Raw genomic sequence first — 26,100 nt, 5'->3', positions numbered from 1 at the left:
GCTGGTTAGGCCATGCGGGTAAACATGACCTAGTCCACATACACTTACTTGCCTGCCTATCCTAAAATGCCTAAAGCCAAATGTTGCACTGCACAAAAACAGTTGTTATGCTGCATCGCAAGATAGCTTAAAAAGCTACCCAATCAATAAGCAGCGCCAACCTCTGGATAGCTGCTTTTGGCAAGACTAGACCCTGGAGGGTATGACGATGCGTACTTTAAACACGAACGAAATGACTCAGCAATTTGACAACATGTTTATGGCGCCAGTACGCGCTTATATGGCATTGAGCATCGATTACAGCGAAAAAATGGTCAATGCTCAAATGGATGCCAGCAAAGCCTATTTCGACACAGGCGTTGCACAGATGCGCCAGATGATGGATGTCAAGGATGCAGAAGGTCTGCGTAGTTACATGGAAGGTCAGCAGAAAGTTGTTAAAGATTTAGCCGAGCGCGCTAAAGGCGACGCAGATAAAGCTGTATCGCTACAGCAGGACTTTATCCAGAAAAGCCAGAAAATCACTGAAGATAACGTCAAGCAGGCGCAAACTGCCGCTAGCAAAATGACGAAAACTGCCTAAACCAACAAGGTTTAAGTAAACCATAACGCCACCGCTGGCCCTGCCAACGGTGGCGTTTTAGTCTCTGGGCCATCAATTTTCATCTCATTTCACCAACTATTTCAGTTCACCAACTATTTCAGTTCACCAACTAAGTGCAGATTTCACAAACGGAATGGTTAGTTTGCGCTTGGCCGACAAAGACGCTTTATCCAGTGTTTCCACCGCGCGGCAAAGCTCGCCCAACTCGCGCGGGCCACGATGCAAAATATAGCGCCCGACATCATCGGGTAGCTGCATTCCTCTCACGCTGGCGCGCAGCTTTAAAGCTGTCAAACGCTCTTCATCGTTCTCTAAAGGGTGTACGTGAAAGGTTACCCCCCAAGTCAAACGCGAAGCCAAATCGGGCAGTACCACATTGAGCTGGCGTGGGGAGGCACTTGCCGTGATCACCAGTTTTTTACCGGCATCACGCAGTCGATTAAAGGCGTGAAATAGCGCCTCTTCCCAACGTTTACGACCAATCACACACTCCAGGTCATCAATGGCGACAAGGTCCAGGCGCTCGATATCTTCCAGCATTAATGGCGGAAAATGGCCTAAATCACTTAGTGGCAAATAAAGCGTGCGCTTGTCAGCATCCGATGCGGCGTGACAGGCGGCTTGAAGCAAATGACTACGGCCAACACCAGGAGCACCCCAGAGATAAAGAAACTGCTCTCCCGTGGGGGTTAACTGCTGGGTAATATGCTCAACCAGCGGTGCGTTTGCCCGCGACGCATAATAGTTATCGAAAGTAGTGTCATCCCGCAGCCCGATCCCCAGTGGAAGCTGTGCCGGTATTCGGCTCATGGTGATTCCCCAAAATCGTTACGACCCTGCTTATCACGACCTAACTCATCATGATATGAAGAACTGGATTCAATTATCGTTGACTCTTTGTCGATGTTTTTATCGTCGTACAACTCACTATGTTGGTAACGAACCTTAACCTCTTTAAGTAGCACTAGAATGACCGCCGCGACGGGCAGTGCTAACAACACCCCTGTCAGTCCAAATAGATTCCCCCCCGCCAGCACCGCAAATATGACGGCGACCGGATGCAGGCCAATTTTATCACCTAGTAACTTAGGCTGTAGAATCACACTCTCAGCCACTTGGCCGATACTGAACACCAAAATGACGCCGACCAAGGCCCACCAAGTAGCATACTGGAAAAGCGCGACAACTAGAGCGATTACTAACCCAACGATAAAGCCCAAAAACGGCACGATGCTTACTAGCCCCGACACAAAGCCGATGAGTAGGCCAAAATTTAGGCCCATCAACGTCAAACCTACCGAATAAATAATTCCTAAACACAGCATAACGAGCAACTGCCCGCGCAAAAATGATGAAAGCACTTCATCGCAGCGGCGCGCTAAGCGAAAGGTATCATCTGCCCACTGACGCGGAATCAAATTGGCAATATTATCGAGCAAACGGTTCCAGTCCAAAAGCAAATAGAAAGTAACGACAGGGATCAAGGCCACATAGGTAATCCAAGAAACGAATGCCATCCCTGAGCGGCCAATTTGGCCTAAGGCCTGGGCTAAATAGCCACCGGCATCCCGCCAGTTTTCAGCGAGTGTTTCGCGGACATTGGTTAATTCCGCCGTCACATCGTAGCCAGTCCACTCCTGCACCTGTGGGGCAAGGATATTTTCCACCCAGTTGAAGATACTCGGGATGGCCTCTCCCAATTGTTTAAGCTGCTGGACAATCAGCGGAATCAATATGAGCAAACTCACCACTAGAATGAGGAGTAACACCAAAAACACACTACTGACTGCTAATGGGCGGTTCATCCCCCAACGCTGGAACTGGTTTGCTAACGGATCGGCTAGATAAGCGAGAATCATCCCAGCAATAAAAGGCATCAGTACTGCATCTAACAAATAAATCAAACCGCCGATCACCACTAAAAACAGGACACCCCACCAAGAATTCCGCATAGTTCCCTCTCAAACGTGGCTTTAAACCAACATTTTCATTAAACACTACTATTTTTACTTACCACTACTATGCCGCATATGAACAAAAGCTGCTCGTATGCTTTTCATCATGTGTCACAGCGGTGCGACCTGAGCCGCTGAGTGTTACAATCCGCTCAAGTTAAGCCCAGCACTGGCTTTGTCGCCAGCACTACCAGCACCGCTAATTGCTTCACAGGATCTGTCATGACCGAGACCTCCTCTTCTTCGGCTACTCCTTCCCTCAGCTATAAGGACGCAGGCGTCGATATTGATGCCGGTAATGCCCTGGTTGACCGCATCAAACACGTTGCCAAACGCACCACACGCCCAGAAGTCATGGGCGGGCTGGGTGGTTTTGGCGCGCTATGTGAAATTCCGGCGGGCTATCGGCAACCCGTGCTTGTCTCGGGTACCGATGGCGTCGGCACCAAACTGCGCCTAGCGATGGATCTTGGCAAACACGACACGATTGGGATTGACTTAGTCGCGATGTGTGTCAACGATCTGATCGTGGCTGGCGCCGAGCCATTACTATTTCTTGACTACTATGCCACGGGTAAGCTTGATGTGGATATTGCTGCTGACGTTGTCACCGGCATTGGTGCTGGCTGCGAGCTGGCCGGCTGTGCACTGGTCGGTGGTGAAACGGCCGAAATGCCGGGCATGTACGAAGGCAGCGATTACGATTTAGCTGGTTTTTGTGTCGGCGTAGTTGAGAAAGCAGACATTCTGGATGGCAGCAAAGTGGCCGAAGGTGATGTCATCCTGGGGCTTGCATCCTCAGGACCGCACTCCAACGGTTATTCGCTGATTCGCAAAATACTCGACGTCAGTAACGCTTCATTGACTACTGACATCGACGGCAAGTCCCTGGGTAATGCATTAATGGCGCCCACCCGCATTTATGTGAAATCACTGCTCTCGTTAATGCGCGGTAGTGACATCCCTGTGCACGCACTGTCACACATTACCGGTGGCGGTCTGCTGGAAAATATTCCCCGCGTTCTACCGGATGATCTCGCTGCTCATATTGATATTAATAGTTGGCAGCGCCCTGCCGTATTTGACTGGCTGCAGGCACAGGGCAACGTCAACGAAACCGAAATGCACCGTGTGCTTAACTGCGGCATTGGCATGGTCGTTGTCGTGCCTGCGCAACAGGCCGAGCAGGCCATCGCTCATCTGCAGGGCGAAGGCGAATCCGTTTATCGTCTTGGCCAGATCGTCAAACGCCAAGGGGAAGCCGTCATTCTGGAGAATCTCTCGGCATGACCAATACGGACTACCAAAGCGATACCATTAAAGATATAACCCCAGACCCCCTGGGTGCTCGCCGCATCGTGGTACTGGTGTCGGGTAGCGGCAGCAACCTTCAGGCATTGATAGATGCGCAGTCCCATGACCGCCTCGGCGGCGGGGAGATTGTTGCCGTTATTTCGAACGTGGCGGATGCTTACGGCCTAAAGCGGGCCCACGAAGCGGGCATTGAAGCGGTCGCCCTGCCCCACCGCGAATACGATAGCCGTGAAGCTTATGACGGCGCGTTGATCAAAGTCATTGAACGCCATGAACCGGATCTTATCGTCCTGGCAGGCTTCATGCGTATTTTGACGCCTCGTTTTGTTCAGCGTTTCTTAGGTCGCATGCTGAATATTCACCCTTCGCTGCTCCCCGAGTACCAAGGGCTTAATACTCACGCCCGTGCCCTGGCAGCCGGCGTTACCAGCCATGGGTGCAGCGTGCACTTTGTCACCGAAGAGCTGGATGGTGGGCCCGTCGTGCTGCAAGCAGAGCTCCAGGTCAGCCCTGACGATACGGTGGAAACACTGCAGGAAAAAGTGCGTTCCCGTGAGCATCTACTCTACCCGATTGCAGTGCAGTGGTTTTTGGAAGGCCGACTGCAGTTCAGCGCCGAAGGCGCCAAAATGGACGGTCATCTGTTACCCGAGCATGGAATGCGCCTTTCTCACGCCGACGCGGCTGAAGAGCTGGATGAGGAGTGGGACACAGAGCTGGATGACGAACAGCAGGACTAATGAATGCTTTCTAGCCGGAAATGACTGTTCACTCAGTTTGAAATAGAAACGCCTGACGGCTTTACCACCGTCAGGCGTTTTTTGTCAGCAAAGCAGTAAGGCTAGGTGCGCGGCAAAGTAACACCGCGCTGGCCCATGTACTTTCCTCCGCGGTCTTTATACGAAGTTTCGCACACCTCATCGGACTCTAAGAACAACATCTGCGCAACACCCTCATGGGCATAGATTTTCGCTGGCAGATTGGTGGTGTTAGAAAACTCTAGTGTCACGTGGCCTTCCCACTCGGGCTCCAGCGGGGTCACATTGACAATAATGCCACAGCGCGCGTAAGTAGATTTCCCCAAGCAAATAGTCAGCACATTTCGAGGAATCCGGAAGTACTCGACCGTACGCGCCAGTGCAAAAGAGTTGGGCGGAATAACGCACACATCGCCTTTAATATCGACGAAGCTTTTCGCATCAAACGCTTTAGGATCAACAATCGCTGAGTGAATATTAGTGAAAACTTTAAATTCATCTGAGCAGCGTACGTCATAGCCATAGCTTGACGTGCCGTAAGAAATCACGCGTTGGTCATTCACATAACGCACTTGCTCGGCTTCAAACGGCTCAATCATCGCGTCGCTTTTGGCCATGCGGCGAATCCAATTATCAGATTTGATACTCATGTGTTACTTCTTCACTCGCTAAAGGAAATAGTGGGTCCATCGCCTTGATTGGCATTAACCGCTTCGGCTACTTTTTGGGCGATAACAGCAAAGGTCTGGCTCACCGTCCCCTCAGGTTCAGATATGACACTCGGGCGCCCTGAATCCGTCAGTTCACGGATGGAGAGCGTGAGTGGTAGCCGTCCAAGCACTTGGGTATCGTATTCTTGAGCGATGTTATCTCCGCCACCAGTACCAAAAATAGCCGCTTCATGGCCACAGTTTTCACAGTGGTAAAGGCTCATATTTTCCACTACGCCCAGTACCGGCACGTTAACCTTGCGGAACATCTCGATCCCCTTGCGGGCATCTAAAAGCGCAATATCTTGCGGCGTTGTGACGATCACAGCGCCTGCCACCGGCACTTTCTGCGCCAGCGTCAGTTGGATATCGCCAGTGCCCGGCGGCATGTCGATCAACAGAAAGTCGAGATTGTCCCATTGGGTTTGCGTCAGCATCTGTTGAAACGCCCCCACCACCATAGGACCACGCCACACCATTGGCTCGCGAGTGTTAACCATAAACGCCATCGACATGGCTTGAAGGCCATGCGCTTCCAGCGGCAGAAATTTATCGTTGGCAGCCGCTTGAGGGCGTACACCCTCTTTAACACCCAGCATCTGAGCCTGACTGGGGCCGTAAATATCTGCATCAAGAACACCCACACGATATCCTTGCGCAGACAAGGCTAACGCCAAGTTAACGGTGACCGTGGATTTACCCACGCCACCTTTACCCGATGCCACTGCAATAATATGTTTAACCCCATCCATTCAATGGCACTCCTCATTTAGGCACTTAATTAACGTTGAGTGAATGATACTCCTCGGGGGCTCAATCATAAACCAGCAAACAAAAAGCGGATGCCGGTTGCCCGACATCCGCTCTCGTGTTGCTAGTCTACAGCGTTACCGCTTTTCACTATTAGCCAGCAGCGTTTTGCTGTGCTTCCTCACTACCACCATCGCTATCGTTGGCGCTCTCATCGCCATTGCTAGACGCTTCTTCTGACGAATTCTCTTGTGCAGAGCTGTCATTTGAAGAACCACTATTTGAAGAGCCATCGTCTGAAGCGCCGTCGTCTGAAGAGCTGTCTTCAGACGAACCGCTTTCTGACGAGCCACTTTCTGAACCGCTGCTCTGGGAAGAAGAAGTGGCTTCACCAGCAGACTCCTCAGCGTCGGCCAAACGGCTGTCTAGTGTGGAAAGCTCATCGCGCCATTCACCAAGCTGACTCTCTAAGCGCTCTAGTTGGCTCTCACGCTCTTCAATATCATTCTCAACGCTCGACACTTCCTCACGGCCCATCTCTAAAGCGACCATGACGTCATCGAGCTCGGTGCGCACGTCGCTCAAGCTCTGCTCTTCCTCTTCGCGAAGCGCCGTTAGCGAATCCACTTCATTTTGCAGCTCATCGCGTTCGCTAGTGATGGAATCACGCTCGCTTTTTAGTTCATCAAGCTCGCTTTGGGCAGTTGAGATTTCCTCTTCTAAACCGCTTAGCTGTTCATTTGACTGGCTAATCTGCTCTTCTAGCCCTGACAGCTCCTCTTCCATGCTGCCCAGCTCTTCAACCGCTTGTTGGCGCTGCTCCTCGGCTTCTTGACGGGCGGCTTCAGCCTCCTGACGAGCTTCTTCAGCGCTAGAACGCGCTTCTTCAACTTGCTGGAGAGTACTTTCCGCCTCATCGCGAGTGCTGATGATCTCGTCGCGCTCTTCACGCAGCGCGCTCATCTCACTGTCAGCGCTCTCTATCTGCTCATTAAGAGAGGCGATTTCTTCTTCTAGCGCATTTCGCTCGGATTCAAGTTCTTCTAACCGCGACTGCACATCGCTGACATTGGTTTGAGCACTCTCGAGCGAAGAATTGGCCTCTTGCTGCTGAGCCTCAAGAGACGCCATTTCCTCTTGCAGCGCGGCTAAATTGGTTTCAGCTTCCTCTATTTCGCTAATGCGCTGGCTCATTTGGCTGTTTTCTTGCTCAACGCTAGCGAGCTGCTCTTCTAAGCTATCGACGCGATCCTGGCGAGAGCCTGCGTTAGACTGCGCCATAATCGCCCAGACAACCGCAATAGCAGCGATCCCTGCAATCGCTTTTACTCGGTTATCTTGAAAGAGAGTTTTCATATCCGTCTTTTTAGCCGGCTCTGTCTTTTTGGCTGGCTCCGGCTTGTTGGCCGGTGTCGGGTGATCCGTATTATTTGTTTCTGACATTATGCGTTCCTCTTTGGTCTAAGCTAACGTTGGCCAAGCTAACGTAATCAATTGCATTTGTAATGCGCTAGCCGTGGATGTTCTCCCTTTCAGCATACACAGCTCCCTGTATCTAGCCAGTCTGTTAGTAACAATCGTATATAAATGTTGCTGTAACGTTACCACCACCCTCTATGATAAATCACGTTAAGCTGAAGGGGGGTGTTTACCCTCATAGAAGCCTGATGCTTGTCCATTGTGCACATCAAACCAACTGAGCGTCGTGTGCAGCGACACCACACTTCCCACTATTAGCAGCGTAGGCGGTTTAATGTGGCCCGCCAAGAAAGTAGCTGGAAGCGCTGACAAACACCCAATATGAGTTTGCTGTTGGCGCGTTGTTCCTTGCTCAATCAAGGCAAGCGGTGTTTCCGGCGCTAAGCCGTGCTTAATCAACGCCTGGCTAATCACATTTACGTTACCCAACCCCATGTAAAAAACCAACGTTTGCCCAGGCCGCGCGAGCGCATCCCAATCAAGATCACACTCGCCTTGCTGCAAATGTCCGGTCACAAAGCGCACCGACTGGGCATGATCGCGATGGGTCAGCGGTATTCCCGCATACGCCGCACAGCCCGATGCCGCGGTTACTCCCGGTATAACTTCCACACTAATGTGCGCCGCCACCAGGGCCTCAAGCTCTTCGCCTCCGCGGCCAAAAATAAACGGATCGCCGCCTTTGAGGCGAACAACGCGCTTACCTTGCTGCGCCCATTTTACTAGCGCTTGGTTAATACCATCTTGAGGAACGCTGTGCTGCGAGCGCGCTTTGCCGACATAAAAACGCTGCGCTTGCGCGGGTATAAACGCAACAATCTCATCGCTGACTAAGCGGTCATATAGCACGACTTCAGCAGACTGCAGCCGCTTATATGCTTTGAGCGTTAATAGCTCGGGATCGCCGGGGCCTGCCCCCACTAAACTGACCAAGCCATATGAGCGAGACATTTGCTCTCGTGCTTCTTCCAAGAAACCACCTCAGGAATAAAAAAGTTTTTTAATATGCAAAAAAGTAATTAATTTTATCACTAAATGCCAATAACGCATCGACTATTGCTTAGAATTCAACTTTTTATATTTTATAAAATAATATGTATATTCTTAAAAAATATAAATTTTAACCATATTGCCTGAAATTACTTACATACTGATTACGTAAATAGCGCTAATCTTCACGACCAAAATTAAATTGGCATATGCTTGGAGATTCACGCATGCCCGTGAATGATATAGACGCACCCCAGCGAATCAGCGCTGACCACTTGATACCCCACATTCCTGGCGTCATCTTTCAATTACACCGCGCTCGTAACGGTCATATGCGCTTCCCCTATATAGAGGGTGGCGGTGTGGCTCTCAAACATATTGACCGAGACCTGCTCGCACAAAATGCTGGTGAGTTGGTTGAGCAATTAACGGGCAATGATCACCCCAAAATCATGTCAGCGATCGAACGTTCAGCACGCTGGATGCTGCCGCTGACGACCCGCTTTCTACTACCGTTGCCGAAAGAAAAACCTCACTGGATTGCGGTGAGCGCACGACCAAAGACGGTCGTGGATGGAGTGCAGTGGAACGGCATAATGATGGACATTAGCGACCAGGTCTCCGAGGAGCAGCGGCTTCGCAAGCTATGCGATACAGACCCGCTCACAGAGTTACCCAATCGGCGCAAATTGATGGTGCATTTAACTAATATAGCCTCACTTAGCACCCGCCATGGCACGCCGCTCTCCATCATGATGATCGATATCGATCATTTTAAACGCCTTAACGACCGCTGGGGCCATTTGCACGGTGATGACGTGCTCAAACAGTTGGCGACACAAGCGCAGTCACTACTGCGCTGTGAAGACATGATCGCCCGCCTGGGCGGAGAAGAGTTTATGGTCGTGCTGCCGCTCACATCGCTGCAGCATTGCCATACACTTGCCGACCGAATACGCCATGCCATCAGTGTGTACGACTTCGGCATGGGTGCTGGCCAGGTAACACTAAGCATCGGAATTGCCGAATTTCGTTGTGGCGAGCCTCTTACGAGTTTGATCGAACGGGCCGACCAGGCGCTGTATAACGCCAAGGATATTGGTCGCGACTGCGTTTGCCTTCTACGCTAGTAAGAAACACCCCGCTAGAGGAGCAAAAAGATGGCAACGCTCGCTGAATCTACCTGCGAACCCTGCGGTAAAAATGCTCAGCCGCTAAACTTAGGAGAAGCCCAAGAGCGGCTAAAAAGCCTCAGCCAGTGGCAGATTGTCGAGCACGATGGCATCATGAAGCTGTCACGGAGTTTTACATTTCGCGACTTCGCCAACGCATTGGCATTCACCCAACGCGTTGGTGATATTGCAGAGCAGGCTGGCCACCACCCCGTTATTACCACAGAGTGGGGCAAAGCCACCGTCACGTGGTGGTCTCATGCTATTAAAGGCCTGCATCTAAATGACTTCATTCTTGCCGCCAGAACCGACGAGGTAGCCGAATAAATGTTTGAGCATATTGAGCGAGTCCCAGGAGACGCCATTCTCGGGCTGATCGAAGCTTTCAAAAAAGATACCAACCCACAAAAAGTGGATTTAGGTGTCGGTGTTTACCGTGATACCCAAGGCAATACGCCGGTAATGCGCGCTGTTAAGGAAGCAGAAGCTCGCCTGCTCAAAAACGAAACGACAAAAACCTATATCGGTTCTCACGGCGCGCCTAGCTATGGCGAAGTCGTGCTGCCCATGGTTTTTGGCGCTGATTCATCCGTCTTGAAAGCCAATCGTGCCAGCGCCACCCAATCACCAGGCGGTACCGGCGCGCTGCGCTTGGCTGCAGATTTTATTGCCACACAGCTGCCGGGTAAGGGTATCTGGGTAAGTGACCCGACATGGCCGAACCACCACGGCATTTTTACCGCGGCTGGTATTGAGCTGCACAAGTACCCTTACGTTGACCCCGACAACCGTCTCGACTTTGACGGCATGCGGTCAGCGCTGAAAAGCATTCCTGAAGGTGATGTGGTGGTGCTACACGCCTGCTGCCATAACCCCACCGGTTTTGATCTTTCCCATGACCAGTGGCAGGAAGTGCTGGAAATCGTGCGTGAACGCAAGCTGCTTCCGCTGATCGATTTCGCCTATCAAGGCTTTGGCGAAGGTCTGGATGAAGATGCTTATGGCGTGCGCCTGCTGGCAGAGAACCTTGATGAAGCGATCATCACCAGCTCATGCTCTAAAAACTTTGGTATTTACTGCGAGCGTACCGGTTGCTTGATCATGGTGGCCAAAAATAACGAGCAGATGGACAACATCCGCTCTCAAGTCGCCATCGTTGCCCGTGAGAACTACTCGAACCCGCCCGCTCACGGCGGCTCTATCGTCAGCGAAATTCTCCACGACGCCGAACTGACCGAGATGTGGCGTGAAGAACTCACCGAAATGCGTGATCGCATCAATACCCTGCGCCGCGACTTTGTGGAAGCACTGAAGCCCTACGGACTGGACGAGAAGTACGCCTGCGTTGCTGAGCAGCGTGGCATGTTCTCCTACACCGGCTTAACGCCGGAACAGGTCGATCGCCTGCGTGACGAGTTTGGTATCTACATGGTGCGCTCGGGTCGCGCCAACGTAGCGGGCTTCTCCCACGAGAATCTCCCCTACTTGGCCAAAGCGATTGCCGCTGTTAACGACTAATCGCCAAGCAGCAACGCAGTAACAAACGCCCAGGCAACGCCTGGGCGTTTTCATGTATTAGGCACTTGACCGATTAGTCAACACTTCGGCACACTCAGTATAGCCTTGTATACAACACACCATAATCAAGAGGCATAACATGGCGGCTGCCAGCACTCACTATCCGTGGTACAAAAAAGAAGACACTGACGCATTCTTCGCGCTATTCCAAAACAACATCGCCAACTTTGTCATTATCGCCATCACCATGCTGGGCATGGGGTTTCCTGCCTCCATTGTCTATGGGCAAGTGCTGCCCGGCGCAGCGGTAGCGGTGATGGTAGGCAACTTCTACTATGCATGGAGCGCGGCAAGGCTGGCACGCAAAGAAAACCGGGCGGATGTGACAGCGCTCTCTTACGGTATCTCGACGCCGGTGATGTTCGTATTCCTGTTCGGCGTATTGCTACCCGCCAAACAGCTCACCGGCGATGCGGAAATGGCTTGGAAAGTGGCTGTTGCCGCCTGCTTTATAAGCGGTGCCATTGAAGCCGCGATTAGCGTCATTGGTCGCTGGGTGCAATACCACTTACCAAGAGCCGCTATGCTTGGCGCAGTGGCCGGCGTTGCACTGACGTTTATTGCCGGAGAAATGCTGTTTAAAACACTCGAAATGCCGATTATCGGCCTGCTGGTATTAGCGATTATTATTGTTGGGCTGGTCGCACGAGTGAGCATGCCCTTTAAGCTTCCAACCTCGCTATTTGCCATTATTGTCGGTACCGCCATGGCCTACTTGATTGGCGACGCTGGCACCGAACGGTTTAGCGATGCCTTTACCCACCTAGGCTTTTATCCATTACTTCCCAATCTGGCCTGGTTTGAGGGGCTGGGGCTACTGCTGACCAGCATGCTTGCAGTGCTGACCGTGGTGCTGCCCATTACACTGTATAACGCTATTGAAACCATGAACAACGTGGAAGCAATGGAGGCGGCAGGCGACAAATACGATGTGCGCGAATGCCAGGCAGTAGATGGCGCAGGCACCATGATTGGCGCGCTATTTGGCGGCGTCTTTCCAACTACGGTTTATATCGCAACGGTAGGCGCTAAATGGATGGGCGCGGGCCGGGGATACAGCCTGCTGAATGGCGCTGTATATGCCTTAGCCACCATGTTCGGTCTCATTGCTGCGCTGGCAGCAATTATTCCCGTTTCTGTAGTAGCGCCCATTCTAGTCTTTGTTGGCATGTCGATGATTGCGACCGCCTTTCAAGCCAACGACACGCGCTACTACCCTGCCGTGGCGCTGGCCATGCTGCCCTACTTTGCTAACTACGTGATGACGCGCTTTAATCGCGGGGCTGGCGAGGTAGTGACCGATATCTCAAGTGCCATCGTAGTAATGGGCCAAGGGGCCATGTTTATGGCGATCCTACTGGGCGCTATGACGGTCTCGGTGATTGATCATCAGTTTAGGCGTGCAGCCGCCTTCGCGGCAATTGCGGCGGGCTTTTCGTTTTTCGGACTAATGCACGCCCCTAAACTCTCTTTCAATGCAGCGCCAGAGTTTGTCATGGGCTACTTGGGTATGGCACTACTGTTTATGTATTTTTCCTATCAGGAAGCAGCACGCAAGCGTTAATGGATGAATCCCGCCTGCCGATGCGGGCGGGATAAAATACGCCGCATAACGAGCCATGCCATAAAGCCTGCCAGCAGATTCCCCACGGCCGCACCCGCCGCCAGCCCCCACCAACCGAAGAACTGCGAGCCCAACCATAGGCAAGGCAAATAACAAATAAACAGCCGCGCACTGGATAACAGCATGGCTCGTAATGGCCAACCTAACGCATTACCTGCCGAGACGACTAGCATGCAAACACCTAGTGCCGCATAGCTAGGCAAGAGAAAACGAATCAGCAGCGTCAGCTCGCTTTTCACATCCGGGTTGCCTGCCAACGCCATCGCTAGCCAGGGCGCTCCCAGTGCCAATACTATGCCGAGACCCAGCTGCCAAAATAGCGCGACCTTAATAGCTAACGTCATCAGCTGCTGAATTTGCCCCCAATCACCGGCACCGTAGCAACGCCCTAACCATGGCGGCAGCGACATGGTCATGGCCAGAATGACCATCAGTGAGAGTGTCTCCAAACGGCTTGCCAAGCCCCAGGCGGCCACTTCGCTTTCACCCAGGCCCGCCACAACAGAGATTGCCAGCATCGCAGCCAAGGGTGGCATCAGCTGGCTGACCATGGCCGGTGCGGCAATACCCGTAAATGGCCGCCACGACTGTTTGGCCTCTTGCCACAGTCCCTGCTGAGCGGCCCACTGGCGTTTAAGTAATTTACGCGTGGTCACCAATAGACCTACTGAAAAAGCAATCGCGGTTGCCCAGGCTGCGCCAGGTAGACCCCAGCCTTCCCAATCACCAATGCCAAAGATTAGCAGTGGATCGAGAACAAGGTTCACAAGACTACTCAGCACCATCATTTTGCCTGGTAGGCGGGTGTCACCGTGGGCACGAAAAACGCTATAGCTGAAATAAAGCAGTGCCCCCAACCATGTGGATAGCAGCTGAGGCGCCCAATAAATGCGGATATAGGAAAGCGTCGTTTCATCCGCGCCCAGCAGTCGAAAGATAGGCACATAAAATATCCATAATGCGATCGCCAAGAGGCCGATGACGCCGCCACCCGCCATAAGCACCAAACTGCTTAAGCGTCTCGCCCGGGCTTCTTCACCCGCCCCCAATGCCCGCGAAATAAGCGCGGCAATTGCAATACCCATCCCTACCTGAATGCCGATAATCAGAAACGACAAAGGAAAGGTAAATGACTGCGCGGCCAACGGCGCAGTACCCAAACGAGCAATAAATGCGCTATCAACAAGTTGAAAACCCAATAGCGCCAACACCCCAATGGCCATAGGCCACGTTTGACGCCATAGGGTTATCGCCAACTCTTTTTGTTGCATGACAGCAGCCAAGCACTCTCTCCTTAGGTGATGGATAAATATTTATCGGTTGTAACGTAAAACGCCACCGCCCTTAAAGGGCAGTGGCGTACTTAGCGCAGTAAATTCTTACTGACGAATACCTTCAAACGTCACATATAGCTCAAGTTCGTGCATAGATTCAGGGAAGTCACTCATATTAATACCATAATCGCCCAAGGTCAGCGTAGTGCTACCTTCAAAACCAGCGCGGTAGTTGCCCCACGGGTCATCGCCTTCACCCATCAGGGTAACCGGCATTTCAATCTCTTGAGTTTCGCCGTGCAGGGTCAAATCACCGGTCAACACGCCTTCATTATCACCCGTTGACTCAAAGCCTGTGGAGGTAAAGGTAGCTGTCGGGAATTCACTGGCATTCAAGAAGTCGCCGCTCAAGATATGACGGTCACGCTCAGCATGGTTGCTGGTCAGGCTATCCACTTGGACTTCGATTTCTGCTGAAGATGCTTCAAGGTCTTCAGGATCGTAAGCGAACTGGCCCTCAAACTCTTCAAAGCTACCTAGAATGTAAGAGAAGCCCAAGTGAGAAATTTTGAATTGAATAAAGGCGTGCTGGCCTTCGGTATCGATTTGGTAATCAGCTGCCTGTGCTTGGCTCAATGGTACCAGCGCTACAGCGGCGATCGCGGATGCAAATGCTGTTTTCTTGAACATATTGAATTGCTCCTTGCTTTACTTAATAGGCACCGCGGAAAGTCAATTATCTTACGCGCGATGTTTAGAAAAAGTGTAAACGGCTAACGTGATGACTTTGTTGCACTATGATCGCCAGCTCGGCTATGCGCAGGGTTTAGCATACGTACCAATGTTGAATGCCGGTCTAGCCAGTGGTGCTTAAACGCGGCAAGCGCGTGACCTGCCGATATAATTATCAATGCCAGAGCGCTATACCAATGTACGTTACCTGCCAAGCTTGCCTGGTTGGGGAAGTCATATACCAGTGCAGGCACCTCAAACCAACCAAAGACACTGATACCGCTCCCGTCAGCGGTAGAAATTAAGTAGCCGCTCACCATGACCAGCAATACAAGCACATAAAGAGCGATATGCCCCACATGGGCAGCAATAATCTCTAGGCGGTCGCCTTCTGCCGTAGGGGTTGGTTGAGCAAAACGCCATACTAATCGCGCCAGGGTAGCAAATAGTAGCAACATACCAATCGAGCGATGTACCCATGGGCCCTGATTGTACCAGGGGTCATAATAGCCAAGGTCCGTCATCCACCAGCCCAGCGCAAACAGACCGATAATAGCCAGCGCGCTTAGCCAGTGAAACAGAATACTGATCAACCCCCACCCGCTACGACTATTACGCCACATCACTGTTTTCCCTTATTCGTCGCTACCCGTTAGCGAATACGTTAATAACGCAAGCATATCGTGTAACCGCGTTAGGAACCGCTGAAAAAAGCAGAACACATCATTCGTAAAAACCACTGTTTGAAGATAGCGTGCTGATTGAGATTGGCGCAGAAAAAAACCGGCCAACTGCTGGGCCGGTTTTGCTTATCAAGCGGCTAGTTAACTCGCAGCCAGGGCATCCAGTCCACGGGCTAAATCACGCTGAATGTCTTCCTGGCTTTCTAACCCTACCGCGACTCGGATCAAGCCAGGGGCGATACCGGCAGCGGCCTTTTGGTCATCAGAAAGACGCCCATGGGTAGTGGTGGCCGGGTGGGTAATCGTGGTTTTAACATCACCTAAATTACCCGTTATCGAAAGCATGCGAGTCGCATCAATTACCTGCCACGCGCCTTCCTGACCGGCCTTCACTTCAAAGCCCAATACGGCGCCGAACCCCTTTTGCTGCTGTTTGGCCAAGGCGTGCTGTGGATGATCCTCCAGGCCGCTATAGAACACGCGGTTCACCGCCGGATGTGCATCTAACCAGCGGGCAAGGATCAAGGCATTTTCACAATGCGCTTTCATACGCAGTGATAGTGTTTCCAACCCCTTAGTGAATATCCAGGCATTGAAAGGGCTCAAGCACGGGCCGCAGGTGCGCACCACACCGAACACTTCTTCAAGCAGCGCATGGCTCCCCACTACTGCCCCACCAATGGCACGGCCCTGTCCATCCAAATACTTAGTCGCCGAATGGATGACTAGGTCAGCACCTAACGCCAACGGCTGCTGAAGTGCCGGTGTGAGGAAGCAGTTATCAATTGCCAACAGCGCGTCGTGGCGTTTGGCCAGCGCGGCCAAGGCCGGAATATCGGCAATTTCAGACAGCGGGTTCGAGGGCGTTTCGGCAAACAATAGACGCGTTTTGGGCGTGATCGCCGCTTCCCATGCAGCGGCATTGGAAAGCTCGACATAACGCGTGGTAATACCAAACTTGCCTAAATACTTATCGAACAGACTAACCGTTGAGCCAAATAGCGACCGGGAGGCCACAATTTCATCCCCTGCGGAAAGCAATGCCAACGCGGTCGACAGAATGGCCGACATGCCCGAGCTGGTGGCAACACAGCGCTCGCCACCTTCAAGCGCCGCTAGGCGACGCTCAAAGGTATGCACTGTCGGGTTGGTAAAGCGTGAATAAACGTTACCCGGCTCTTGCCCACCGAACTTACGCGCCGCTTCTGCAGCGCTTTCATAGACAAAGCTTGAGGTCGGAAAAATAGGCTCCGAGTGCTCCTGTTCAAAGGTGCGCTGATGGCCTGCCCGGATCGCCAGTGTCTCTAATGACCATTCATCCTGGTGACCGTCTTCCTGGTGATTGTCATCCTGCATAAGGCTTCACTCCTAATCGTCCAGGTCATCGTCTTGATTGTGCATATCGACAAGCGCGTGATCGCCAGCGCTCTGATCCTTGGCAGAATCATTACGGCTAGCTTCAAGCGCGGCCAAATAAGCGTCGTCGATATCGCCGGTGACGTAGTTGCCGTCAAACACCGAGCAATCGAACTCTTCCATTTCAGGATTCACTTCACGACACGCCGCTTTTAAATCTTCCAGGTTTTGATAGAAGATGCGATCAGCCCCAATTAAATCACCGACCTCCTCTTCGCTACGGCCATGGGCAATCAGCTCAGACGCAGCGGGCATATCGATGCCATACACATTGGGGAAGCGAACCGGCGGCGCCGCCGAGGCAAAATAGACCTTACGCGCACCCGCATCACGGGCCATTTGAATAATCTGCTTACAAGTCGTGCCGCGCACGATGGAGTCATCCACCAGCAGCACGTTCTTGCCTTTAAACTCAACGTCGATGGCGTTGAGCTTTTGCCGTACCGATTTCTTCCGCTGGGTCTGCCCCGGCATAATAAAGGTACGGCCAATGTAGCGGTTCTTCATAAACCCTTCGCGATAAGTCACCCCAAGGTGCTGTGCCATTTCGAGGGCAGACGTGCGCGACGTGTCGGGAATAGGAATGACCACATCAATATCATGATCCGGCCATTCATTGAGGATTCGGTCCCCCAGCTTACGGCCCATCTGCATCCGAGTACCGTAAACATAGGCACCGTCCAGCAACGAGTCTGGGCGCGCTAAATAAACATGTTCAAAAATGCACGAGCGAAGCAGCGGACGATCAGCACAGACTTGGGTATGAATATTGCCTTCGATATCGACAAAAATAGCTTCGCCAGGCGACAGATCGCGTTCAAGTTCAAAGCCGCCGACGTCCAACGCAACGGATTCAGAGGCGATCATGACCGCTTGACCGTTTTCCTCTTCGCGGGTACCGAAGACCACCGGGCGAATACCGAAGGGGTCGCGGAAGGCCACCATGCCAAAGCCATTAATAATTGCCACGGCGGCATAGCCACCTTTACAGCGACGGTGAACGCGACGCACGGCGTCAAAGATGTCTTCCGCTTCCAGATGTAAGCCTTGCTTGCCCAGCTCGTGAGCAAATACGTTGAGTAGCACTTCAGAATCGGAGCTGGTATTGATGTGGCGTAAATCGGTCGAGAACAGCTCCTGTTTCAATTGCTCAGAGTTGGTTAGGTTGCCGTTATGCGCCAGCGCAATACCGTAAGGCGAGTTGACATAGAAAGGCTGCGATTCAGCTTCACTGGAAGAGCCTGCCGTTGGGTAACGCACGTGACCAATGCCTAAGTTGCCTTTTAGGCGGGCCATATGGCGGGTATGAAATACATCACGAACCAAGCCGTTACTCTTGCGCAGTAAGAAGCGTCCCTCGCTCCATGTCATCATGCCGGCAGCGTCCTGGCCACGATGCTGAAGTACGGTCAGGGCATCGTAGATTCCCTGATTTACCGCCTGCTTGCCCAGAAGGCCCACTATACCGCACATTCACGTTACCTCGCTTAATGCCATGGCTTGCCTAAGTCACTTACCTAAGTCACCTAACTATGCAAGCCCGAACGTTCGTAGAATCGACTTCAGTAACAGGTCAATCACCTGTCGGGATAACCTCACGCTCCGTCGCACTAGGCAGACGCAGTTCAGGTAGAGAGATGTCACGCAGCGACGATGGCGCCTCAGGCAGCTCGCGATCCCACTGATCTAACTGGCTCACCGCCCAATCGCGTAGCTGAATAAAGGTCGGGCGCAGCTCGGCTTGTTGCCACGCCTGTAGCTCAGATAACGGGGTGAGCGTAATCAGCACCGTCGCCACAAGCAAAACAACCGCACCGCGGGCAACGCCGAAAGCGGCCCCCGCCACGCGATTCAAAAGCCCCATGCCGACCCACTCCACCGCAGCATGCACTAAACGAATCACAATGCCACACAGTAAAATGACAGCAAATATTACCAGCACGAAAGCGAGCACAAGGCGGGCATCAAAGCTTTCGATGAAGCCGCTCATCAGTTCCGCCACCGGCTCGGCGAGCACCCGGGCCACCATTAACGCGACGACCCAGGCGGCCAAGCCCAATGCTTCGCGTACAAATCCTCTTACGAAACCGGCTAGCATTGATAACGCCAGCACGGCCAAGAACACCGCATCAATCCATGTTAACGCCATGGTTTAGTCTCTTACTCGAACAAGAAGGCCCTGAACATTGGCGCGTTCTTTGATCGAGGACATGGCGGATTCACCGTCTTCGGAGGTGGCATAAGGGCCAACAAATACAGTGGTCATATTGTTATCACGCTCACGTTGATAAACGCTAAACCCCTCTTCTGACAGTTGTGCGCTGAGTCGCTGGGCATTCGCTGGCTCACCGAAACTGCCCACTTGCACCGCCCACTCCCCTTGGGCGCTGGAAGAAGGACTAGAAGCGCTTTGTGACTCGCTTCCAGAGCTGCTTTGACCACTGCCACTATTAGTGGCAATTAAATCAGCGATGGGGTCGCTATCAGGAGTAGACGGCGCCTCGTCGGGCTCACTGGAGCCTGCCGCTTCTGCCCTAGAAGGTGACTGGTTTGAAGCAGCGATTTGATCGGTTTGCGGCGCTCGCGGATTGGCATCAATAGGGATAAAGCCGTCGTCACTGGGTGCTGAAGATAATGCGGGTTCATCAATGGTTGAGGGCCTTTCTGGCGCGGGTACATTACGACGCTCCACCTCAACCGGCTGCTCAATGACAAAGCTCGGCTGGGGGCGCTCTTCTCTGGGTGCCGGGTCACTCATTAGCCACGGCACAAAGATTGCCAGCAGCGCGAGCAAAATTACAATACCGCTAATGCGTTCAGTTTTACCGTATTTCATTTCCGTCTCCATCAAGCGACGCGGCGCCTGTTGGCAGTGGCCGAGCTAGCAGTGCCGCTACAGTAAAGAACGACCCGGTGGCCAAGACACGATCATTGGGCGTTAACACCTTAGCGAGCCAATCGGCGCCAGCGTGCGGCGACTCTGCGCAAAAGTGTACCCGCCCTCCCTGAGCTATAATACGTTGCGACAACTCACTTGCCAGACAACCTCGTTCGCCTGTCAGCGACACGCACACCCAGTCGCTGATGCGGGCAGATAATGCCTGTATGACACCGTCAATATCCTTATCATTCAACATGCCGATAAGGCCCCACTGCTGGCCCCCTTCGGGCGGTGACGGTAAGTGGCGAGCGACGTACTCGGCGGCATGAGGATTATGCCCAACATCCAGGCACCATGGCCCAATCCATTGTAGCCGCCCAGCCAGTTGCACCGTCGCGAGCCCAACTTTTACATCAGCGGGAACCAACGCCATTCCGGCAAGTACGAGCGCTTGTAATGCAGTAGCCGCATTATCGATAGGTAGCCCAGGGTCAGGAAGCGCGTCGACGACGATGCTTATGCCATCCGCTTGCTGCCCCTGCCAGCGCCAGTTGGAATACTCTTTACTCATGGTTTGATGGGTAAACTGCTGCCCTAATGCAAACTTAGGCGCTGCTAACGACTGCGCGCATTCGGAAACGCTTACAGGTAGCGCTTGGCTGCCTAAGACGGCTGGCTTGCCAGCACGGAAGATACCGGCTTTTTCGCGCCCAATCTGAGCCAGATCGGTGCCTAAAAAGTTAGCATGATCCTGAGCAATCGTGGTGACGATGGCCACATCTGCATCAATGATATTGACCGCATCCAGCCGACCGCCAAGACCTACTTCAAGTACCGCAAGATCAAGCTCTGCGTTGGCCAAGCACCATAGCCCGCACAGTGTGCCCGCCTCAAAATAGGTCAGGCTGATGTGATCATCCTGCAAGCGCGCTCTCTCAACGTGCTCAAAACCTTCTACGAGCAGTTTATCCTCAGCTTCCTGACCGTCGATTTTGACGCGTTCGTTGTAGCGCAATAAGTGGGGTGACGTATAGGTACCCACCTGCCAACCGTGGGCACGGGCAATGCTCTCGATCATGGCAAGGGTTGAGCCCTTGCCATTCGTTCCCGCCACGGTAATAACGCGGGGAGCAATCGGGCTTGAAAGCAGCCCCATACGCCTTGCCACTTTGGAAACCCGCTCCAGGCCCATATCAATTCCGACCGGATGCAACGTTTCCAAATGTTGAAGCCATTGGTTTAAAGACAGGGGCGACAAGGAGTCTGGCTGCAAAGAATCAGGCATTGCGTGTATGGTCGTCACTCTTAGCGGTAGAGGAAGTGTCCTTCTTAGCCGGCTCAATGCTTTCAAAAGTGACGTCAGCAGTGTCCGCTAACGTTGCCTCTTCGACGATAGGTTCTGAAACGTCCGCATCATCAGTCGACAACGAACTAACTGGCGTAACATCGTGATGAGTCAATTTACGCAGCACACTGCCCACGCGGGCACGCATTTCATGACGATGAACGATCATATCGACAGTGCCATGCTCAAGCAGAAACTCACTGCGCTGGAACCCTTCGGGTAGAGTTTCACGCACCGTTTGTTCGATGACCCGTGGGCCAGCAAAGCCAATCAACGCATTGGGTTCGGCAATGTTTAAATCACCGAGCATAGCCAACGAGGCTGAAACGCCACCAAAGACAGGATCAGTAAGCACTGAAATATACGGCACTCCCGCCTGTTTGAGCTTCTCAAGCGCCGCGGATGTTTTGGCCATCTGCATCAGCGAGAAGAGCGCTTCCTGCATGCGAGCACCACCCGAGGCCGCAAAGCATACCAGCGGGATATTCTCGTCCAGGGCCAGGGTAGCAGCGCGCACAAATTTCTCACCGACCACCGCCCCCATAGAGCCACCCATAAAGGTGAACTCAAAGGCAACGGCAATGACCGGCAAACCATCCAACTCACCGCGCATAGCGACCAGTGCATCTTTCTCACCGGTGTCTTTTTGCGCTGCAGTCAGGCGGTCTTTATATTTTTTAGAGTCGCGAAACTTCAATCGATCATTGGGTTCGATTTCCGCCGCGATCTCTTCGCGTTTTGCTTTATCCAAGAACCAGTCCAAGCGTTTACGCGCCGTCAAGCGCAGGTGGTGATCGCACTTGGGGCAGACGCTATTGTGTTTCTCTAACTCAGGAAGATAGAGAACCGCTTCGCACTTGGGACATTTACGCCAGAGGCCGTCGGGAACGCTAGCGCGACGGTCTTTACGCTGGATACGACCCATGGAGGGTACGATCTTGTCTAACCAGCTCATATCAAAAAGGCTTCCGTTATACGTCAACGCCTGGCCAAACCAGGCTTGATGAGTGTCGTCAAACTGTTAAGCATAGGCGATAAAGCATTTAGCTTTAGGCATCCATCGCCGTACGCATTTCTGCTAATACACTTTTCAACTGACCCGCAATGGTTTCCGGCGCATCTAAGCTTTCGGCGATACGGTTAACCAAGGCGCTACCTACAATGACACCATCGGCGACTTTAGCCACTTCCGCGGCCGTTACGCCATCACGAATGCCAAAACCAACGCAAAGCGGCAAATCGGTCATCCCCCGCAGTGGTGCCAAGTGCTCGGCTACGTCTTCGGCATTCAGGGTGGCGGCGCCTGTCACGCCTTTCAGCGAAACATAGTATAAGTAGCCCTCGCCATGGGCGCATATTGTAGCGGCACGCTCGTTAGAAGTGGTAGGCGCAACGAGAAAAATCGCCGCTAAATCACGAGATTTCAGCAATGGGCCAATTTCATCGGCTTCTTCCGGCGGCATATCAACAATCAATACGCCATCGACGCCGACACTGGCAGCTTGGTCAGCAAAGTTCTCGTAACCAATACGCTCAATAGGATTTAAATATCCCATTAACACGACCGGCGTCGCGGTATCGGTTTGGCGAAACTCTTTGACCATTTGCATCAGGTCAACCAGCCGAGTGCCCTGCTTTAACGCACGTTCACAGGCTTTCTGAATCACTGGGCCATCGGCCATTGGGTCGGAAAAAGGCACGCCAAGTTCAATAACATCGGCACCGGCGTCTACCAGTGCGTGCATAAAGCCCACCGTATACTGCGGTGCTGGGTCCCCTGCGGTGATGTAAGGGATCAGAGCCTTGCGGCCCTGCTGTTTAAGTTCACTGAAACGCTGATCAATACGGTTCATGCTCGCCCTTAAAAAAGCTGACCTTAAAATTCGATGCCATCAATCTTAGCAACGGTCATGATGTCTTTGTCGCCACGCCCAGAAAGGTTGACCACGATATGTTGATCAGGTCGCATGGTCGGCGCCAATACCTTGGCATGGGCCAGCGCATGAGCCGACTCAAGAGCGGGCATAATGCCTTCCATATGCGTCAACTCACGAAACGCTTCCAGCACTTCGTTGTCGTTAGCCACCACGTATTTAACACGGCCAACATCCTTCCACAGGGCGTGCTCCGGGCCTACGCCCGGGTAATCCAGGCCGGCTGAAATGGAGTGCGTATCTGACACCTGACCGGCTTCATCGGACATTAAATAGGTGCGGTTACCGTGCAGCACACCGCGCGGAGCGTTGGACGCCAGCGGTGCCGCGTGGCGGCCCGTTTCAACCCCATCGCCACCGGCTTCTACGCCGTACATAGCAACGTCATCATCTTCAACGAACGGATAGAACAGCCCCAGGGCATTCGAGCCGCCCCCAACACAGGCAATCAGCGCATCTGGCAAACGGCCGATCTGCTCCAACGACTGGCGACGCGCTTCACGGCCCACGACTGCGTTAAAATCACGAACGAGCAGCGGATAAGGATGTGGGCCAGCCACGGTACCGATGATATAGAAAGTGTTATCAACGTTGGTGACCCAGTCACGCAGCGCTTCGTTCATGGCATCTTTAAGCGTACGCGTACCGGACTCTACCGGAATAACCCGTGCACCCAGTAAGCGCATACGATAGACGTTTAGTTTCTGTCGCTGGACGTCTTCCGCCCCCATATAAATATCGCACTCAAGCCCAAGGCGAGCAGCAACAGTGGCCGAGGCAACGCCATGCTGACCCGCCCCTGTTTCAGCAATAATGCGTGGCTTACCGGTTTTTTTTGCCAGAAGCGCCTGGCCGATGGTGTTATTGACCTTATGAGCGCCGGTGTGATTCAGGTCTTCCCGCTTCAACCATATCTGTGCGCCACCAAGGCTTTCCGACCAACGTTTGGCATGATAAAGCGGCGACGGGCGCCCCACATAGTGGGCAAGATCATAGTCAAACTCAGCTTGGAAGTCGGGGTCATCACGTAAGCTGAAATATGTTTTTTCCAGCTCTTCCAAAGCAAAGCTGAGGGTTTCTGACACAAACCGACCGCCGTAGGGGCCAAAATGACCACGGGCATCCGGCATTCGGGTCAGGTCACTGAACTTTGTTTTCAGTACAGTGTTAGGAGCGGTTTCAGAAGCGGTCACAGAGACACCTCACAAGATCGCCAGAACAGGCAACCAATAAATGAATCAACTTAACAACGTAGCTCGATAAAATACCCATAGGCAACATACATGAACTGCGTCTATCTAAACGTGTGCAAAAAGCGCTAACAGGCGTCGGCTAACGCCACATGACGAACGAAAGAGGCCATCTTCTCGGCATCTTTACAGCCGTGGGAGGCTTCAATACCGCCGGATACATCCACCGCATAAGGCGCTACCTGGCGCACAGCGTCAGCGATATTATCAGCACTCAACCCACCGGCGAGGATAACAGGTTTTGCTAGTTTTGCGGGGATTCTCGACCAATCAAAGGTCTCCCCTGTGCCCCCCGGCACTCCCGGCCGGTAAGCATCTAACAGCAGCGCCTGAGCCCCATGATAGCGTTCAGCTTCATGGGCTAAATCTATCTCATCGCGCATGCGCAGCGCTTTCATCCAGGGCAGCGAATAGCGCTGGCAGGCATCAGGTGTTTCGCTGCCATGAAACTGGAGCATATCTAAATAGGGCAGACAGCGCTCAATCAGCTCATCATCCTGATCTACAAATAGCCCTACGCGGGTCACAAATGCTGGCACGCGCGCTGAAAGCGCCGCCAGTTGTTCGACACCCACACTACGGGCACTGTTCGGCCACATCACAAAGCCTAAGGCATCCACCCCTAGCGCCACGGCACGATCAATATCCTCGCCGCGGGTGAAACCACAGAACTTAATGCGCGTACGGAGTAACGGCAACGTACTCATAAAGACGCCTCCTGTTCAGGGTTAATTGCCGTATTGCTTAGCGAACGGTTGCGACGATAGGCGACCCGGGGCGTATCAGGGAGCTCGCGCTCGCCTGTCCACTCGCCGGTAAACGCGAGTAATTGCGGCCCTAACGGCTCTTTAGGCAAATCAAAGCGCTCATCGTAAACCGAATCGACAAAATGCAGCCCGCAGGCGGGCGCCGTTACATCCCCTTTACGACGGTTTTTCAGCGCTAAAAGTTCACCAATATAAGTTTCATCCTGCGCACCACGTCCGACGCTTACTAGCGCCCCGGCAATGTTGCGAATCATATGGTGTAAGAACGCGTTACCCTGAATATCGATCATCACCAGTTGGCCGTAGCGCTTTACGTCGACAAAGTGCATATGCCGCCAGGGGGTTTTTGATTGACAGCCAGCGGCACGGAAGCTCGAAAAATCGTGCTCCCCTACCAGCGCCTGAGCGGCTCGATGCATGGCATCGGCGTCTAACGGATCACGACACCAGGTGACATTAGCGCGCTCCAATACGGGGCGACTAATCTGGTTCAGCAGCACGTAGCGGTAGCGGCGCCCCAGGGCGCACAGGCGTGAATGAAAGTCGTCGCCCACTGGTTTCACCCAGCGCACGGCCACGTCGCGGGGCAAATGGGTATTGGCACCAAATATCCAGGCTTTTTCGGAGCGCCCTACTGGCGGATCAAAATGGACAATTTGCCGAGTGGCGTGCACCCCGGAATCGGTGCGCCCGCTGGCGTGCACCCTAATGGGTTCATTGGCCACCTTGGCCAGCGCAGCCTCTAGCGAAGCCTGAACAGATGCGGCGTGCTTAAGGCGCTGAAAGCCACAGTAATGGGTACCGTCGTACTCGATACCCATCGCCAAACGACCTGTAAGCGGAATTTTCTCATCGAAGTGATAGAACAGCGTCATCAAGCCACA

Annotated in this window: 26 protein-coding genes; 7 read left to right on the top strand and 19 right to left on the bottom strand. The window is 53.0% G+C overall.

The window, feature by feature from the left end:
* Positions 1-208 precede the first annotated feature (208 nt).
* Positions 209-583 (top strand): phasin family protein, encoded by a 375-nt coding sequence (locus KO116_RS09940; protein ID WP_035557456.1) that lies wholly within the window; start codon positions 209-211, stop codon positions 581-583.
* A 123-nt stretch (positions 584-706) separates the two neighbouring features.
* Here KO116_RS09940 and hda read toward each other — a convergent pair whose 3' ends face one another.
* Together hda and KO116_RS09930 are read right to left on the bottom strand one after the other, a co-directional pair.
* On the bottom strand, positions 707-1,414 hold the full coding sequence (gene hda / locus KO116_RS09935) for a DnaA regulatory inactivator Hda (RefSeq protein WP_035557453.1): 708 nt from the start codon (positions 1,412-1,414) through the stop codon (positions 707-709).
* Positions 1,411-2,556: an AI-2E family transporter gene (locus KO116_RS09930; protein WP_035557450.1), complete on the bottom strand. Its 1,146-nt coding sequence runs from the start codon at positions 2,554-2,556 to the stop codon at positions 1,411-1,413. The genes hda and KO116_RS09930 overlap by 4 nt, the downstream gene beginning before the upstream one ends.
* Positions 2,557-2,781: 225 nt before the next feature.
* On the opposite strand from KO116_RS09930, the gene purM reads away from it, so the two are divergent.
* Positions 2,782-3,849, top strand: coding sequence for a phosphoribosylformylglycinamidine cyclo-ligase (purM, locus tag KO116_RS09925; protein ID WP_035557447.1), 1,068 nt, complete (start codon positions 2,782-2,784; stop codon positions 3,847-3,849).
* Positions 3,846-4,613 (top strand): phosphoribosylglycinamide formyltransferase, encoded by a 768-nt coding sequence (purN, locus tag KO116_RS09920; protein WP_035557444.1) that lies wholly within the window; start codon positions 3,846-3,848, stop codon positions 4,611-4,613. The genes purM and purN overlap by 4 nt, the downstream gene beginning before the upstream one ends.
* A 101-nt stretch (positions 4,614-4,714) precedes the next feature.
* Here the strand turns inward: purN and dcd are convergent, their stop codons facing one another.
* The 4 genes from dcd to cobA form a co-directional block, all read right to left on the bottom strand.
* Positions 4,715-5,281 carry a dCTP deaminase gene (gene dcd, locus KO116_RS09915; protein ID WP_008956214.1) on the bottom strand — a complete coding sequence of 189 codons (567 nt, stop codon included), beginning with the start codon at positions 5,279-5,281 and terminating at the stop codon, positions 4,715-4,717.
* Positions 5,282-5,292: 11 nt separating this feature from the next.
* Complete coding sequence (apbC, locus tag KO116_RS09910) at positions 5,293-6,093, bottom strand: iron-sulfur cluster carrier protein ApbC (RefSeq protein WP_052703755.1); 801 nt, start codon at positions 6,091-6,093, stop codon at positions 5,293-5,295.
* A 151-nt stretch (positions 6,094-6,244) separates the two neighbouring features.
* The gene (locus KO116_RS09905) at positions 6,245-7,534 is read right to left on the bottom strand and encodes a kinesin K39 (protein ID WP_035557440.1); all 1,290 of its coding nucleotides are present in this window, start codon (positions 7,532-7,534) and stop codon (positions 6,245-6,247) included.
* Between the two features lie 186 nt (positions 7,535-7,720).
* Positions 7,721-8,521, bottom strand: coding sequence for a uroporphyrinogen-III C-methyltransferase (cobA, locus tag KO116_RS09900; RefSeq protein ID WP_035557436.1), 801 nt, complete (start codon positions 8,519-8,521; stop codon positions 7,721-7,723).
* A 266-nt stretch (positions 8,522-8,787) separates the two neighbouring features.
* On the opposite strand from cobA, the gene KO116_RS09895 reads away from it, so the two are divergent.
* The 4 genes from KO116_RS09895 to KO116_RS09880 all read left to right on the top strand — a co-directional run bounded on the left by KO116_RS09895 (position 8,788) and on the right by KO116_RS09880 (position 12,874).
* Positions 8,788-9,690 carry a GGDEF domain-containing protein gene (locus KO116_RS09895; RefSeq protein ID WP_035557433.1) on the top strand — a complete coding sequence of 301 codons (903 nt, stop codon included), beginning with the start codon at positions 8,788-8,790 and terminating at the stop codon, positions 9,688-9,690.
* Positions 9,691-9,720: 30 nt separating this feature from the next.
* Positions 9,721-10,059: a 4a-hydroxytetrahydrobiopterin dehydratase gene (locus tag KO116_RS09890; RefSeq protein ID WP_035557430.1), complete on the top strand. Its 339-nt coding sequence runs from the start codon at positions 9,721-9,723 to the stop codon at positions 10,057-10,059.
* Complete coding sequence (locus KO116_RS09885) at positions 10,060-11,250, top strand: amino acid aminotransferase (RefSeq protein ID WP_008956208.1); 1,191 nt, start codon at positions 10,060-10,062, stop codon at positions 11,248-11,250.
* A gap of 139 nt (positions 11,251-11,389) precedes the next feature.
* Positions 11,390-12,874 (top strand): uracil permease, encoded by a 1,485-nt coding sequence (locus KO116_RS09880; protein WP_035557427.1) that lies wholly within the window; start codon positions 11,390-11,392, stop codon positions 12,872-12,874.
* Here the strand turns inward: KO116_RS09880 and KO116_RS09875 are convergent.
* The 13 genes from KO116_RS09875 to truA form a co-directional block, all read right to left on the bottom strand.
* Positions 12,871-14,205 (bottom strand): MATE family efflux transporter, encoded by a 1,335-nt coding sequence (locus KO116_RS09875; RefSeq protein WP_035557632.1) that lies wholly within the window; start codon positions 14,203-14,205, stop codon positions 12,871-12,873. The two genes, KO116_RS09880 and KO116_RS09875, sit on opposite strands and share 4 nt — an antisense overlap.
* A 108-nt stretch (positions 14,206-14,313) precedes the next feature.
* On the bottom strand, positions 14,314-14,898 hold the full coding sequence (locus tag KO116_RS09870) for a YceI family protein (RefSeq protein WP_035557424.1): 585 nt from the start codon (positions 14,896-14,898) through the stop codon (positions 14,314-14,316).
* Between the two features lie 83 nt (positions 14,899-14,981).
* Complete coding sequence (locus KO116_RS09865; RefSeq protein ID WP_035557421.1) at positions 14,982-15,563, bottom strand: cytochrome b; 582 nt, start codon at positions 15,561-15,563, stop codon at positions 14,982-14,984.
* Positions 15,564-15,764: 201 nt separating this feature from the next.
* Positions 15,765-16,979: an O-succinylhomoserine sulfhydrylase gene (locus KO116_RS09860; protein ID WP_035557418.1), complete on the bottom strand. Its 1,215-nt coding sequence runs from the start codon at positions 16,977-16,979 to the stop codon at positions 15,765-15,767.
* 12 nt (positions 16,980-16,991) lie between these two features.
* A complete protein-coding gene (purF, locus tag KO116_RS09855; RefSeq protein WP_008956202.1) occupies positions 16,992-18,512 on the bottom strand; it encodes an amidophosphoribosyltransferase in 1,521 nt (506 codons plus the stop codon).
* A gap of 100 nt (positions 18,513-18,612) precedes the next feature.
* A complete protein-coding gene (locus KO116_RS09850) occupies positions 18,613-19,188 on the bottom strand; it encodes a CvpA family protein (RefSeq protein WP_035557415.1) in 576 nt (191 codons plus the stop codon).
* Between the two features lie 3 nt (positions 19,189-19,191).
* Positions 19,192-19,875, bottom strand: a complete 684-nt coding sequence (locus KO116_RS09845; RefSeq protein WP_035557410.1) for an SPOR domain-containing protein — start codon at positions 19,873-19,875, stop codon at positions 19,192-19,194.
* Complete coding sequence (folC, locus tag KO116_RS09840; RefSeq protein WP_035557407.1) at positions 19,862-21,205, bottom strand: bifunctional tetrahydrofolate synthase/dihydrofolate synthase; 1,344 nt, start codon at positions 21,203-21,205, stop codon at positions 19,862-19,864. The genes KO116_RS09845 and folC overlap by 14 nt, the downstream gene beginning before the upstream one ends.
* The gene (gene accD, locus KO116_RS09835; RefSeq protein ID WP_035557402.1) at positions 21,198-22,220 is read right to left on the bottom strand and encodes an acetyl-CoA carboxylase, carboxyltransferase subunit beta; all 1,023 of its coding nucleotides are present in this window, start codon (positions 22,218-22,220) and stop codon (positions 21,198-21,200) included. Before accD ends, folC begins: the two co-directional genes overlap by 8 nt.
* A gap of 94 nt (positions 22,221-22,314) precedes the next feature.
* Positions 22,315-23,118, bottom strand: coding sequence for a tryptophan synthase subunit alpha (gene trpA / locus KO116_RS09830; protein WP_035557399.1), 804 nt, complete (start codon positions 23,116-23,118; stop codon positions 22,315-22,317).
* A 23-nt stretch (positions 23,119-23,141) separates the two neighbouring features.
* The gene (gene trpB / locus KO116_RS09825) at positions 23,142-24,329 is read right to left on the bottom strand and encodes a tryptophan synthase subunit beta (protein WP_045812255.1); all 1,188 of its coding nucleotides are present in this window, start codon (positions 24,327-24,329) and stop codon (positions 23,142-23,144) included.
* 188 nt (positions 24,330-24,517) lie between these two features.
* Positions 24,518-25,156 (bottom strand): phosphoribosylanthranilate isomerase, encoded by a 639-nt coding sequence (locus tag KO116_RS09820; protein ID WP_035557396.1) that lies wholly within the window; start codon positions 25,154-25,156, stop codon positions 24,518-24,520.
* Entirely contained in the window at positions 25,153-26,091 is a 939-nt protein-coding gene (truA, locus tag KO116_RS09815) for a tRNA pseudouridine(38-40) synthase TruA (protein ID WP_035557393.1), read from the bottom strand. Before truA ends, KO116_RS09820 begins: the two co-directional genes overlap by 4 nt.
* Between the last annotated feature and the right edge of the window lie 9 nt (positions 26,092-26,100).

The organism is Halomonas sp. KO116 (genome assembly GCF_000734975.2).
GTDB lineage: Bacteria > Pseudomonadota > Gammaproteobacteria > Pseudomonadales > Halomonadaceae > Vreelandella > Vreelandella glaciei.
The sequence above is the reverse complement of the archived record's forward strand: the minus strand, read 5'-3'. Positions and strand labels throughout refer to the sequence as shown.